The following is a 14,113-nucleotide window of genomic DNA, read 5'->3' on the forward strand; positions in this document are numbered from 1 at the left end:
CCGGCGTTCCTCACCGGCGCAGGTGCTTCTCCTCGCGCGGCTGGTCCCGGGAGGCACGCCGGCGGCGCTGCCACTCCCAGGCCTCGCGCTGCCGGACACTCTCGGCGTCGGTGGCGATCGGCGCCCGGCGGTGCCCGGGCCCGTAGCCGAACGCCTCGACCAGATCGAGCGCATGCGGCCGCAGCTTGACCAGGAGCCGTTCGATCGTGGGCCCGACCTCCCGGGCCCGCTTCATCGAGAGCCGGCCGTACATCAGGTGCCAGCCGATGTGCTCCTCGATGAGCGTGAGCCCGAACAGATCGCGCAGACGTGCCAGCACCTTACGGGTGCCCGGATCCTGGACCCGTTCCACGGCGTCGCAGAACAGCCGCCACTGCCGCAGTTCCACATGCGCGCGGGCGGTCTCGATCAGCTCGTGCTGGTTCCGGTCGAACAGCGCGGCCGCCTCGGCGCGGGGGAGTTTGGCGGCCGGCCGCAGATTCCGCGCCAGTTCCGCCACCATGGTCTGGGCGCGGCTGGCGATCAGCTCGGTCTGAGCCTCCACCGCGCGCAGCCGCAGTCCGATCGGCGCGGTAGGGATCGCATCGGCGACGGATTCGCCGAGGTTCCGCAGGCCGCTGCGGTGCAGGGTGAACTCCGCGGCCTGCGTGGCGATGAACCGTGCCACGCCGCCGGCGTCGATGTTGCGGAACTCCTTGGAGTAGTCGGCCAGCAGGCGCTTGGCGACCAGTTGGAGCAGGACGGTGTTGTCCCCCTCGAAGGTGGCGTAGACGTCGAGGTCAGCACGCAGGCCGGTGATCCGGTTCTCGGCCAGGAACCCCTGGCCGCCGCATGCCTCCCGGCACTCTTGCAGGGTGTCCAGCGCCTGCCAGGTCGACAGCGCTTTGAAGCCGGCGGCCTCGGTCTCCAGCAGCTGACGGGCTTCGTCCGAGTCGTCGGTGCCGGAGAAGACGCGGTCGAACTCGGTCAGCAGCTGCTCGTGGGCGAACTGCGCGGCGTAGGTCTTCGCCAGCAGCGGGAAGAGCCTGCGCTGATGCCGCTGGTAGTCCAGCAGGACTGTCTCGCGGTGCTCGTCGGAACCGGAGAACTGGCGCCGCTGGAGACCGTAGCGGATCGCGATGTCCAGGCCGAGTTTCGCGGCGGTCACGGCGGCTCCGTCCAGCGAGACCCTGCCTTGCACCAGGGTGCCCAGCATGGTGAAGAAGCGCCGTCCGGGGCTGGCGATGGGGGAGCTGTAGGTGCCGTCGGGTGCCACATCGCCGTACCGGTTGAGCAGATTGGTCCGGGGGACGCGGACGTGATCGAAGTGCAGCCGCCCGTTGTCGACGCCGTTCAGGCCGCCCTTGGGGCCGTCGTCCTCGCCGCCGATACCTGGCAGGAAAGCGCCGTTGTCATCCCGGATCGGCACGAAGAACGCGTGCACGCCGTGCCGGACCCCCAGCGTCTCCAGCTGGGCGAAGACGACGGCGGCGCGGGCGTCCTGCGCGGCATTGCCGAGGTAATCCTTCCAGGCGGCCCGGAAGGGCGTCGTGATCTCGAACTCCTCCGTCTGCGGGTCGTACTTCGCGATGGTGGCCAGGCTGGCCACATCCGAGCCGTGCCCGGTCTCCGTCATGGCGAAGGCGCCGGGGATCTCCAGGCTGATCGCGCCGGGCAGCCACCGGCGGTGATGCTCGGCCGTGCCCAGATGCAGGATCGCGCCGCCGAACAGACCCCATTGGACTCCGCCCTTGATCTGCAGGCTCGGGTCGGCGGCGACGAGTTCCTCGAATCCGGCCAGATTGCCGCCGTTGTCGTCGTGCCCGCCGAATTCCGCGGGGAAGGCCCGGGCGGCGGTGCCGTGCTCGACCAGCGCATGCAGCCGACCGAGCGTCCACGCCCGCTTGTCCGCGACGGTGCCGTCCAGCGGTGGATGGAACTCCTGTCCGGCCAGTACCTCGCGTGTCTGCCGGCGCACGTCCTTCCAGGTGCCGTCCAGCAGATCGCCGACGGCGCGGATGTCGATCCGCGGTTCCTCGCTCATCTGTGCTCCTCGGGGCCGTGTGCTTCTTCGGTGACGTTCCTCGTTCGCCAGAGCCAGCCGGCGATGCGGTCGGCCAGCTGCCGCGCCTCGTGCTCGCCCCGGGTCCCGCCTCCGGCGGCGTCCCGGCCGGCGAGCCATTCGTCCATGCATCCGCGGACGAAGCCCATCGCGCCGGCGGCCCACTGCCGCTGCCCTGCCGGGTCCAGGCCGTCCAAGTCCACGGCACCGAGCAGCAGCTCGGCGACGCCCTCGTAGAAGCTGCCGGGACGGAGCTGGTGCGGGCCGACGACGTCGCTGCGGGCCGCGAAGGCGTAGACGGCGGGGGAGCGGGCGCCGAGTTCGGCGTACGCGCGGATCATGGCGCGCAGCCGTTCCCGGGAGGGTTCAGCCGTGGTGGCGGGACCGGTTCCGCTCTCCGCCGTGTCTTCTTCCGTGCCGGGCGCCCGGTACGCGTCGGCGAGCTTGCGGGCGATCACGCTCATCGCCCATTCGCCGACGGCGTCCTGGAGGCCGTTGCGGTCGCCGAAGTACCGGTAGAAGACGGTCTTGGAGGTTCCGGTCTGCTGCGCGATGGTGTCCATCGAGACCTCGGGGCCCTCCTCGTGCACGACGTGGCGCACGGCGCGCAGGAGTTCCAGGCGGCGTTCCTCGCGGTGCTTGTTCCATCGGGTCGAGCGCCCGTCGGGAAGCTGGGGGCGGGGGGCTGTGACTCGGTTCACGATACTGACAGTATCATGTACTGTCAGTACTGTTCGTAAGTACGGCTGCCCGCGCGTGAGCGCGCCCCGCCGGCGATCCACGAGAGGAGATCCACATGGCATCACAGTCCACGGATACGCAGGGGAAGGTCCGGCCGGCGGCGATCCTCGGCGGCAACCGCATTCCCTTCGCCAAGGCCAACGGGAAGTACGCGGAGGTGAGCAACAAGGACATGCTCACGAGCGCGCTCGACGGCCTCATCGCCCGGTTCGGTCTTCAGGGCGTGCGACTCGGCGAGGTTGCCGGCGGCGCCGTGCTGAAGCACTCGAAGGACTTCAATCTCACGCGCGAGTCGGTGCTGGGATCCGCTCTTGATCCCGCCACGCCCGCGTTCGACGTCGGCCAGGCCTGCGCGACCGGTCTGGAAACCGTGGCGTCGATCGCGCAGAAGATCCGGCTCGGGCAGATCGACTCCGGTGTCGCCGCCGGGGTCGACTCGGCCTCGGATGCGCCGATCGTCGTCACGGAGGGGCTGCGGCGGGCACTGCTGGCCGCCAGCCGGGCGAAGAAGCCGGCGGACCGGGTACGGGCGCTCGCGCGTATCCGGCCGGCCGATCTGGTGCCGCAGGCACCCGGCACGGCCGAACCGCGCACCGGCCTGTCGATGGGTGAGCATCAGGCGCTCACCACCGCTCAGTGGGGCATCAGCCGCGAGGCGCAGGACGAGCTCGCCGCGCGGAGCCACCGCAATCTGGCGGCGGCCTGGGACCGCGGCTTCTTCGACGATCTGGTGACGTCGTATCGCGGCGTGTACCGCGACACCACGCTGCGCCCCGATACGAGCGTGGACAAGCTCGCGAAGCTCTCACCGGTATTCGGCAAGAGCCTGAGCACTCCGGCGACGATGACGGCGGGAAACTCCACGCCGCTGACCGATGGCGCCGCCACCGTCCTGCTCGGCAGCCGGGAGTGGGCGGCGGAGCAGGGCATCGAGGTGCTGGCGCATCTGGTCGATGTCGAGGCGGCCGCCGTCGACTTCGTCAGCGGCAGGGACGGGCTGCTGATGGCGCCCGCCTACGCGGTCCCGCGGTTGCTGGAACGCAACGGGCTGTCCCTGCAGGACTTCGACTTCTACGAGATCCACGAGGCGTTCGCCGCGACGGTGCTGTGCCATCTGGCGGCCTGGGAGGACGAGTCCTTCTGCCGCGAGCGGCTCGGCTTGGACGCGCCGCTGGGATCGATCGATCCCGGCAAGCTGAACGTCACCGGCTCGTCGCTCGCCGCCGGGCACCCCTTCGCCGCGACGGGCGGCCGGATCGTGGCACAGACCGCCAAACATCTTAAGGAGACCGGCGCGAAGCGGGCGCTGATCTCGATCTGCGCCGCCGGCGGCCAGGGACTCGCAGCGATCGTGGAGGCAGCATGAGCGACAAGTATCTCGACCTCGTTTCGGCCGGACCGCTCAAGCGGGTGGCCGGCACCCTGGGGCTTCCTCGGCCGGTACGGCTGAAGCGGTACTCGCAGGGACACGATCTGCCGGCCTCGCCGGTGCTGGTCCTGGGGGAGAGCGCCGTGGCCGACGGCACCGCCGAGACTCTGCTGGACTGGGGCCTGGAAGTGCGCCGCCACGCTGTGCCGGGTGAGAGACTCGGCGGCATCGTCGCCGTCTTCGATCAGGTGGAGAAGCCGGCGGATCTCGGGGATGTCATGCTCGCCGTCGGCGGGGCGCTGCGGGCACTGGAGCCCAGCGGCCGGGTGATCACGGTCTTCCGGGACGCCGATGCGTCCGCCTCGCCTGCGCAGGCCGCCGCCCGCCGCGGGGTGGACGGCGCCACCCGTTCCCTGGCCCACGAGATGCGGGCCGGCGCCACCGCGAACGGCATCGTGCTGGCTGAGGGAGTGGCTCCCGTGGCGCCCTCGGTCCTGGGCGCCCTGCGTTTCCTGCTGTCCGGTCGCTCCGCCTACGTCTCGGGGCAGTTCCTCCACATCGGCTCGGAGGCCGGCGGGCTGCCTGCGGATCCCTCGCGGCCGCTGGAGGGACGCACGGCCGTGGTGACCGGCGCTGCCCGCGGGATCGGCGCGGAGATCGCCCGGGTGCTGCACCGCGACGGCGCGCGGATCATCGGCGTGGACGTGGTCCCGGCCTCGGAGTCGCTTGCCGCCGTCATGAACGAGGTCCAGGGCACCGCGGTGCAGCTGGACATCACCGCGGAGGACGCGGCGGCGAAGATCGCCAAGGCGGCCAGGGGCCCGGTGGACATCCTGGTCAACAACGCGGGCATCACCCGGGACAAGCTGCTGGCGAACATGAAGCCGGAGCAGTGGCACCAGGTCCTCGACGTCAACGTCCAGGCGCAGCTGCAGCTGAATGCCGGCCTGCTGGAGGCCGGTGCCTTCGGGCCGGAGCCGCGCATCATCGGGCTCGCCTCCACATCCGGCATCGCCGGGAACCGGGGGCAGACGAACTACGCGGCCTCCAAAGCCGGTGTCATCGGATTGACCCGCGCGAGCGCGCCGGAGCTGGCCGGCGCCGGCGGGACGATCAACGCCGTGGCGCCGGGGTTCATCGAGACCGAGATGACGGCGAAGATGCCGCCGGTCACCCGCGAGGTGGCCAGGCGGCTGAGCAGCCTGCAGCAGGGCGGCCTGCCGGTGGACGTCGCCGAGGCCATCGCCTTCCTGGCGGCGCCGCAGGCCGGCGGGATCAACGGGACGGTGCTGCGGGTGTGCGGCCAGAACATGGTCGGGGCGTGAACGAGATGGCTCCCGCGCATCAGCCCGGTCCTCAGCACAGCACCCAGGTCCTGGACGGCACACCCGCGCTGCGGCGGCTGTTCGGCCGTGCGGCCGTGGCCTCCGTCGCCAAGCGCCGCGCCCAGGACAAGCGGCTGCCCGCCTCCAGCGCCGATGCGGCAGCTCTCGTGCCGCCGGCGCGGTTCGCTCTGCGGCAGGTCACGGCCGACGCCGGTGAGCTGACGCGTTTCCAGCACCATGTGGGGGAGAGCGCCACGGACCGGCTCCCGGTCAGCTACGTACATGTCCTCGGCTTCCCGCTGACGCTGAAAGTCATGACGGACGCGGACTTCCCGCTGCCACCGCTGGGGATGGTGCATACGGCCAACCGGGTACAGGTGCACCGTCTGCCGAGTCTCGATGAGCCGCTGGATCTGACGGCATTCACCAGGACGCTCGCACCGCACCGCCGGGGCACCGTCGCGGAGATCGGCCTGACGGTGCACTCGGGCCGCGAACTGCTGGTGGAGGAGACCTCCGTTTACCTGGCCAAGGGCGTGCGCCTGTTCAGCGATGGCGGGGAACAGGAGGCGCAGGCGGAACAGAAGGCGAACGCCCGCGGCCAGAGCGGCCGGGATGAGTTCGAGCCGCCGGAACCGGCCGCGCTCTGGCGCTTCAGCCCGGTTGATGTGCGCCGCTACGCCGCTCTCTCCGGTGACGCCAATCCGATCCACACCAATCCGCTGGCCGCCCGTGCCTTCGGCTTCCCGCGCACCATCGCGCACGGCATGTACACCGCGGCGCGGGCACTGGCGCTGCAGGCGCCCGGCGGCGCAGGCTGGCAGTGGGCGGTCCGCTTCGCCGCGCCCGTGGTGCTCCCCGCCACGGTCGCGGCCGGTTTCGCCGAGCCCGGCGATCGCAGCGGCCTGGTGGCCTGGCACCGCCGCTCCGGGAAGCCGCATCTCTGGTCGAACATCACGCCGCTGGACTGAGCGGCACCCCGGCCGGCCACCATCGTGCTCTGGGGCCGGCCGGGGCGCTGATTCAGCGGCCCTGAGCAGTGCCCTGGTTCAGCGGCACGGCTGGATGGTGAAGTACACCGAGATGGCAGCGGCCATGGCGCGTTCACCGGTGCCCATGCTGCTGGCGGAGCGACTGATCCCGGCGCGGAGCCGCGCATCGCACTCGCAGTCGAAGTAGCCGCGCGCCGCGTAGCAGTTGTCGTGCTCCATGCAGAGCCGGTCGAGAGTGTCGCGCGGAGTGCCGCCACCGTGGCCGGGACCGCACCAGTTGCCCCAGACCGGGATCCCGTTATAGGCGCGCGGGCCGTCCGGGGCGTTCTGGTGGGCCTCGTAGCTGCGTGCGAGCTGTTCCAGTCGCGCGCCGGCGTCGAGAACTTCCTGGGGCTCACCGGCGGCGAGCGCCGCGGCGCGGTCGAAGCGGACGGTACCGGAGTCATCGACGCTGACGTAGGAGCGTACGTCGTCGATGGTCTCTTGCAGTTCCTCGGACGAGGCGTCGGTCGTGGTGGCTCCGGCGGGGACGGCACCGGCGGTGGTGATGAGCGCGAGGGCGATCAGCACGGCGAGCAAGGGGACGGCGATGGGGACGGGAAGGGGTCTCATGGGGGATCCTTCGGGGAGTTCGGGGAGTTCGGGGATGGGGTCGATGCCGGTGCGCTGGAGGGGGATGCACCCGCGCTTCCGAGCCTAGCGGCCAGCATCGCAGCGCGGTAGGCCTGAGAGGTTCCGCAGGGCGCGGCGCGCCGACGCTCATCCTTGACTGTCGAGCTGCGCGTGCGTGAGTCGGTGCAGCATGAGAGCCACGCCGAGCCTGGTTTGCCCGAGCGGGCGCGAAGGATCGAAGCCGAGAAGCTCCGGGAGCTTGCTCAAGCGGGCTTCCATGGTGGAGTGATGCACTCCGGCGAGCGTAGCGAGTCCTCGGCGGCTGGAGCCCTGTGCGACTGCTTGAAGGAGAAGTTCCGTCCACCAGGTGGAAGCGAGCGCGCGTCCCACAGCGATCACGTCTGGGTGGGGATTCGCCTCCGTGTGGGTGAGTTCGGCGAGGTGAAGAAGTGCGCCAAGCTCATCTGCGTATACCGGCTTAGAGGTGTTTCCGGCGAGCCGCAGCGCGGTGAGCGCTGAGGACCACGAATCCGGGATGTCTCCTGCCGTTCTCGCCAGAGTGCCGATGCCCGCGCGCCCGACACGTTCACGGTATTCATCGCTCAGCGGCGGTGCGCTGCTTAGGCGCTGCGCACCGCCGGGACCGGGAGCCTCGCTCGCCAGTATCGCCCGCGCCATGCCGAACCTCGTCACCACGACCGCGTCCGGGGCATGCGGTAGTACGCCACCTGTCGCGGAGACTGGTACCGCAATCGCCCGGAAGCTGGATCGCGCCGGAAAAGGGAGCCGGAGCAGAGCTTCTTCCCGCTCGTCGGCGCTGGTGCCGGCGGTGACGAGGATCTCGACGGCGCGCCTGGCAGGGGCATGCTGGTCGAAGCGCTGTGTGGAGACCGAGACCGCGATCGCAAGACGTTCGAGGATCATCGCATCGTTCGCATGATGTGACCCCTCGCGTTCGAGCCAGACTGTGGAGCCAGCTCCGAAGGAGAGGGAGGGCCAGGATCCCGGATCCTTTGGATCTAAGGCTTCACCGTCCGAACTGTAGCGCCGGGTTGTCTGCCGTTCGCCAGGCTGGTATCCCACGGCGGTACCGCTCAGCACCGCTGCCCCGCGCAGGATCCCGTCGATGCTGACGCGCCCGTCGACGAGCGTGTCGAAGTAGGCGATGACCTTCAGCGTCTCGGTCGCCTCTGGGTCGAGGGCGCTCAACTTGCCGGCGAGTTCTCTCATCTCGACCTCCTCGTCGCTTACGCCCTCTCCATCGTATTGGGATCGCGTCGAGATCTGCAGGGAATGAAGGGGCGCAAGCGACGGCGTGGATGAGATGCGTGGATGAACAGTGGAGGTTAGGAATCGAGCATGCGCGTGATCCACTTGTTTCGCGTTTCGACCATCGCCGCCGACAGCCATGCATGGGGCGCAAAATTGTCGAAACCGTGGAAGCCTCCCGGCCAGACATGCAGTTCGCAGTCACCGCCGGCCGCCCAGATGCGGGAGGCATAGCTGACGTTCTCATCGCGGAACACTTCCGCGCTGCCCACGTCGATGAAGGTGGGCGGGAGGCCGGAAAGATCCTCGGCACGCGCCGGGGCCGCGTAGATCGAGACGTCATCGGTGCCTCGGCGATCCCCTAGCAACGCGGTCCAGCCGGTCTCATTGCTGGTGCGATCCCAGACGCCGATGCCGTCGATCTGGTGAGCTGAGATGGTTTCGTTGCGATCGTCGAGCATCGGGTAGATGAGCAGCGACGCGCGAAGGTCAGGGCCCTTCCGGTCTCTCGCGAGCAGGGTGACACCCGCGGAGAGCCCGCCGCCAGCGCTCGCGCCGCCGACGAGGATGCGAGCCGGGTCGATGCCGAGTTCTTCGGCGTGTTCCGCCGTCCAGACGAGGCCCGCGTAGCAGTCCTCGACGGGCACGGGATCCGGGAACTCCGGTGCGAGCCGGTACTCAACGGAGACGATGCTGGCCCCGTGGCTCTTGATGAAGGGGAGGAAGCCGGCAACGCCCATCAAGCGATTCCCTGTGATCATCCCGCCGCCGTGGATGTGATAAATTCCTGGCCCCGCAGTGCTCCGGCTCGGGTCGCGGAAGATGGAGACGAGGATCTCGCCGCCCTCGAAGCCTTCGATGGTGCGTTCCTCGTGGGTCGCGCCGACCGCCGCGATCTGTTCGTGGAGTGTCGGATCATCGGGCATCTGCCGCAAGGCGGGAATCATCTCCGGCGTGAGCGTTGGCGGCAGTTCCTGACCTATTGCTCCGAGCGCGGCCGCGAGTTCGGGGTCGAATGCGGGTACGGGATGCTTCGTGTGCGTCATGTCGATCTCCATTGGTCGAATGAGGCCGCAGGCGTGCGGTTGTAGGGAATTCTTCTCGCACGGGATCACCTGGACAACCGACACCTGGCCCTGTTTCAGTTCTCGGGAACCGACATATGGCGGGTCGGGCAGTTGCGCCTGCTCCGGCAACCTGATGCTTGGACTGGTCCACACCAAGCGGCCATGCGCAGAACAAATCGAGCGCTCAGAAGGAGCCGAAGCGGGCGGCGTTCGGGTCTACGATTACGTCGAGTGGCACCGGGCACTGAAGCTATACGCGCTCAGGGGTCCCGCGGACAGATCATGGCCATCGGGAGGATCGTTGATCCCCAGCGGTGGGTGAGCCAGGCTTCGGCGACTGGTGAGTGGGCGTCGCGCCCGGAGAATCCCGTTGAGCCTCTGAAAGAAATCGGGGAGAGGCCGACTCCTACACCGCAGCTGGCCAGTCTCCAAGAAGCTTAAGCCGCTGAACCAGCCATCGCTCGCCGCCGCAGGCGTAGGCTCTAGATCTGTGTCCGAGGGGGGACTTGAACCCCCACGCCCTAAAGCGGGCACTAGCACCTCAAGCTAGCGCGTCTACCAATTCCGCCACCCGGACCTGCCGCCTTCTTCGGCGGAAGCGAAGTTCACTCTAGCAGAGGTTCAGCGCCCCGCGCGAATCCGGCCGGCTGGTGTTTGACCACTCCTCACCGACGCCCTCATCCGCCCCTAGCCGCCCGTCAGGAGGCTCAGGCGCCGAAGAACGGGACGGGCATGAACAGGCCCAGCAGGAGCGCTCCGGGAATGGCGACGCAGGCCCAGAGCAAGTACGGCGGACGGGTACCGGAGTCCTTGGATCCACGGCCGCTGTCCGTGCGCAGCCGGTACGCTAAGGCGGCGAGCGCCAGGAGCAGCGCCGGCACGAGCAGATAGGGCTGCCAGGGCACCGGCAGGAATGCGGTCCCCATGACGGCGACGGCGCACACGACTCCCACCACGAGTCCGAGAAGATCGGTGCGGCGACTGTCCGGGGCTCCTGCTGAATGCGGCATGTCTTCATCGTAGGCGTCGGCGCGCGGCAACCAGTACACGGCAGTCACTACACGCGCGGCTGAGTCGCGATGGCCGCGGGAGCGCCGCTGGTCACGGACACATAACAACCGTCCCGGGGTGCGCCTGACACCATTCCCGGCCGTGGGCACCCTGCCGTAGGGTGCCGGTAACGCACGCGTTGACGCGGCGCGACCATCCCCGGGAATCGTAGATGCCTTGCGGAGGGCCCATGACGGCGGACACCCGACCCCGATTCGGTCAGGCGCGGGCTTCCGTGCTGGCAATCCTGATGGTGCTCGCGCTGACCGCATGGCCGGCGCTGATGGGCACCGATGCTGAGGCAGCCGTACCGGAGCCGGGACCGGGGGAAGCCGTCGTCCAGCTGTACGCCGGGGATGCGCGCACCGGCCCTTCGTCGATCGGCCCGGCCCCGGCGGGGGTCACCTTCGGGTTGTTCACCAGCAACCCCTCGGCATCCATCGACGACAACGACGGGTTCGTCGACACCACGCCTCCGGGGCCGCAACCGCTGTTCACCTGCAGCTCGGACGCCGACGGCGACTGCTCGTTCGTGGTGCCGATCCGGCCGGGAAGCCCGGGAACCGATGGCGTCCCGCAGGGCACGAGGTTGTGGGCCGCGCCGCTCTCCGCGCCCGGCGGCAGCTACTACGCCAACCCCTACTGGCAGACGGCGCCGTTGACCAATACCAATCAGCAGTCTCTCCGGCATGTCTTCCAGACCCCGGCGCTCGTCGCCGGCCAGGTGTACCGCTCCGGCTCGCAGTGGATCACGGATCCGGGCCTGCAGACCAGCCCGCAGCAGGCGATCCCGGAGTTCACCCGCCGGACCGCATCCGGCGGCGTGTGGCCGCTCTCCCGGGTCAACCCCGAGCTGCCGCCCCAGTGCGGCCTGGATGTCGCGCTGGTGGTGGACCTGTCCAGTTCCGTGGCCGCGGCGGACGCCATCGAGGATCTCAAGGCGTCGATGTCCGCCTTCGTCGACGCCCTGCACGGCACCCCCTCGCAGGTGGCGGTCTTCACCTTCGGCACTGACTCGCCCGCCAGCGGATACGGTCCCAACACCCCGCTCATGTCGGTGGCGACCACCTCCGAGGCCGAGCAGGTCAAGTCCCTCTACGAGGATTGGGACAACCCGCCGACCAACTACACCAACTGGGACCGGGGGCTCGCGGCGGTGGCCGAGTCGAACTCCGCCGATCCGGGCAGCGAGGAGCACTTCGACATGGCCGTCCTGATCACCGATGGCAATCCGACGGTGTACGGCCCGAATCCGCTCAGCGCGTCCGGGCAGCCGCGCGACCGCGGAAGCGGGTACACCCGGTTCCGCGAACTCGGTAACGGCAACGCCTCGGCGAATCTGCTCAAAAGCCAGGGGACGCGTGTGCTGGCCCTCGGCGTGGGCACCGGCGTCTCCGGCACGGGCTCTGCATACAACCTCCGGACCGTCTCCGGCCGGGACGCCTACGACGGCACCAATATCCTCGACGCGGACTACTTCCAGACCCCGGACTACGAGGAGGCGGCGCAGGCGCTGCACGACGTGGTGATGGCCAGCTGCGCGCCGTCCGTCTCCGTGATCAAACGGATCCTGCCGCCTGGAGCTGAAGACACCTCGGAGGCGTTCGTTCCCTCCGATCCATGGCGCTTCAGCGTCGACCCGGACGATCCCGAGGTCTCTGTGACCCCGGAGTCGGCGCTGACCGGGACCGCGACCGGAGGCGCGTCGTTCGATCTGTCCTTCGACCAGCCCACGGCCGGCGTCACCGTCGCCGAGGACCTGACCGGTCCGGTGTGGTCCGCCTATGAGCCCAGACCCGAGTTCACGGAATGCGTGAACAAGTCCGAGGACAACGCCCCGGTGCCGTTCACCCCCGAGGTCACCGACGATGCGTTCTCCCTGGGCCTTGAGCTCGGGCTCGAAGACGCGGTCTCCTGCATCGTCTACAACGAAGCGCCTCCGGAGACGCTGCCGGCTGCGGCGCAGGTGCATAAGCGCTGGCGGATCTCCAGCGGCGGCGAGGTCGTGGACATGCCGCACGGCTCGCAGCCTGCCGGCCTGGAGTCACGGCTGAGCATGTCGGGCCCCACGGAGAGCGCGTTGACGCCGCAGAGCTGGTCGGTGGAGCGCGCCGGGTATGACGCGGCGCCCGGGGCGCCTGAGGCGGCGCGTACCCTGACCGTCAGCGAGCAGCTCGGGATCGCGAATATGCCGGGCTGCCGTATCACCGGAGTCAGCGTGGAGGACGGCGCGCCGGCGGAGTCGGAGCCGGGCAGCGGCGAGAGTCTTTACGATGCCGGGGACAGCCAGGACCAGGTGCCGCCCGTGGACCCGGTCTCGCCGCAGCTCGAGCTGGAAGCGGGACTGAACGAGTGGACCTTCACGAACGAGGTCGACTGCGTCAGCTATCTGACCCTGGACAAGCAGGTCGCCAGCGGCGACGGTCAGACGGATTGGTGGAATCTGGACGCCATCGGTCCCGAAGGCGCTCTGCCAGGACCGAACGGCGTCGCCGGGAGCGCCGGGGTGACTCGTGTGGAGGTGACGCCCGGTACGGCGTATCAGCTCGCTGAACAGGTCGTCGATGGAGCACCGCACGAGGCGTTGCACTACGTTCAGAACGATCTGCGCAGCGAGCCGCTGCAGTTCCCCGAGTCGACGGGTTCGTGGGTCTGCGGACCGGATCCGTCGATCGGCGCCGAGGGTGCCGTCGTGGTGCCGCTGGGCATGGAGTACACCTGCGTGGCGGTGAACCAGACCGCGTTCGTCACGGTGGAGAAGATCGTGGAGGGCGGGGACGCCGCACCGGAGGACTTCGGCTTCCTGCTGACGCCGCTGCCACCGGTGATCCCCGGTGGGCACGATCACGAGCTTGTACCCGGGCAAGCGCAGAGCGTGGTGCCGGGCCAGCTGTACGAACTGACGGAATCGTCCGGACCTGAGGGTTACACGCTCGAAGACCTCGTCTGCACCTCAGGCGGGGAAGAACTCGACCCTGCGGAGTTCTCGCTGCTCGCTGGTGCATCCGCCACCTGCGAGGCGACCAACGTCGCCGATGAACCGACCCCGACGCCGGACCCGAGCACAGACCCCACGACAGACCCGACAACCGATCCCACGACGGACCCGACTACGGATCCCACGACGGACCCAACTACGGATCCGACGACTGATCCGACAACGGACCCAACAACCGATCCCACCACCGACCCGACGACAGATCCGACTACGGACCCGACCACCGATCCGACCACAGACCCCACCACGGACCCGACCACGGATCCAACCACCGATCCGACCACAGACCCCACCACGGACCCGACCATCGACCCCACGACCGAGCCCACCACCGATCCGACCACAGACCCCACCACAGATCCCACCACGGACCCGACCATCGACCCCACCACAGATCCGACCACAGACCCCACGACGGCCCCGACGATCGTGCCGCCGACTGATCCGTCCGGCACCCAGGAACCGCCGCCGGGGGAGCGGCCAGGACCGCCCCCGGGTGATCAGCCCGATCTGCCGCGCACCGGCATGCCGGTACCCGTAAGCCTGCTCACCGTCGCGGCGGTGCTCCTGATGGCCGGTGCGATCGCCCTGACTCGCGCGCGCCGCAGCGGCCAGGCATCCGGGACCGGCGATCGCCCCGGGGCCTAAC

10 protein-coding genes and 1 tRNA gene are annotated in these 14,113 nt (G+C 69.4%); 4 read left to right on the forward strand and 7 right to left on the reverse strand.

What is annotated here, in order from left to right; genetic code table 11:
• Positions 1-10: 10 nt before the first annotated feature.
• Complete coding sequence (locus IEW13_RS04630; RefSeq protein WP_188549762.1) at positions 11-2,023, reverse strand: acyl-CoA dehydrogenase family protein; 2,013 nt, start codon at positions 2,021-2,023, stop codon at positions 11-13.
• Positions 2,020-2,742, reverse strand: coding sequence for a TetR/AcrR family transcriptional regulator (locus IEW13_RS04635; protein ID WP_188549763.1), 723 nt, complete (start codon positions 2,740-2,742; stop codon positions 2,020-2,022). The genes IEW13_RS04630 and IEW13_RS04635 overlap by 4 nt, the downstream gene beginning before the upstream one ends.
• Before the next feature lie 95 nt (positions 2,743-2,837).
• Between IEW13_RS04635 and IEW13_RS04640 the strand changes: the two genes are divergently transcribed.
• Genes IEW13_RS04640 through IEW13_RS04650 form a run of 3 tightly spaced genes read left to right on the forward strand, consistent with a single transcriptional unit; the run spans position 2,838 to position 6,447 of the window.
• A complete protein-coding gene (locus IEW13_RS04640; RefSeq protein ID WP_188549764.1) occupies positions 2,838-4,148 on the forward strand; it encodes an acetyl-CoA C-acetyltransferase in 1,311 nt (436 codons plus the stop codon).
• The gene (locus IEW13_RS04645; protein ID WP_188549765.1) at positions 4,145-5,476 is read left to right on the forward strand and encodes a 3-oxoacyl-ACP reductase; all 1,332 of its coding nucleotides are present in this window, start codon (positions 4,145-4,147) and stop codon (positions 5,474-5,476) included. The genes IEW13_RS04640 and IEW13_RS04645 overlap by 4 nt, the downstream gene beginning before the upstream one ends.
• A 5-nt stretch (positions 5,477-5,481) precedes the next feature.
• Entirely contained in the window at positions 5,482-6,447 is a 966-nt protein-coding gene (locus tag IEW13_RS04650) for a MaoC family dehydratase (protein WP_229744946.1), read from the forward strand.
• Positions 6,448-6,525: 78 nt separating this feature from the next.
• Here IEW13_RS04650 and IEW13_RS04655 read toward each other — a convergent pair whose 3' ends face one another.
• The 5 genes from IEW13_RS04655 to IEW13_RS04675 form a co-directional block, all read right to left on the reverse strand.
• The gene (locus tag IEW13_RS04655) at positions 6,526-7,080 is read right to left on the reverse strand and encodes a phospholipase A2 family protein (RefSeq protein ID WP_188549767.1); all 555 of its coding nucleotides are present in this window, start codon (positions 7,078-7,080) and stop codon (positions 6,526-6,528) included.
• A gap of 147 nt (positions 7,081-7,227) precedes the next feature.
• Positions 7,228-8,310, reverse strand: a complete 1,083-nt coding sequence (locus IEW13_RS04660; RefSeq protein ID WP_188549768.1) for a helix-turn-helix domain-containing protein — start codon at positions 8,308-8,310, stop codon at positions 7,228-7,230.
• A 116-nt stretch (positions 8,311-8,426) separates the two neighbouring features.
• Positions 8,427-9,407 carry an alpha/beta hydrolase gene (locus IEW13_RS04665; protein WP_229744934.1) on the reverse strand — a complete coding sequence of 327 codons (981 nt, stop codon included), beginning with the start codon at positions 9,405-9,407 and terminating at the stop codon, positions 8,427-8,429.
• Between the two features lie 500 nt (positions 9,408-9,907).
• Positions 9,908-9,993: transfer RNA gene (locus IEW13_RS04670), tRNA-Leu, on the reverse strand.
• 130 nt (positions 9,994-10,123) lie between these two features.
• Positions 10,124-10,426, reverse strand: a complete 303-nt coding sequence (locus IEW13_RS04675; RefSeq protein ID WP_188549769.1) for a hypothetical protein — start codon at positions 10,424-10,426, stop codon at positions 10,124-10,126.
• Positions 10,427-10,656: 230 nt separating this feature from the next.
• On the opposite strand from IEW13_RS04675, the gene IEW13_RS04680 reads away from it, so the two are divergent.
• On the forward strand, positions 10,657-14,112 hold the full coding sequence (locus IEW13_RS04680; RefSeq protein WP_188549770.1) for a VWA domain-containing protein: 3,456 nt from the start codon (positions 10,657-10,659) through the stop codon (positions 14,110-14,112).
• Position 14,113 lies beyond the last annotated feature (1 nt).

Source organism: Sediminivirga luteola (assembly GCF_014639315.1).
Lineage (GTDB): Bacteria > Actinomycetota > Actinomycetes > Actinomycetales > Brevibacteriaceae > Sediminivirga > Sediminivirga luteola.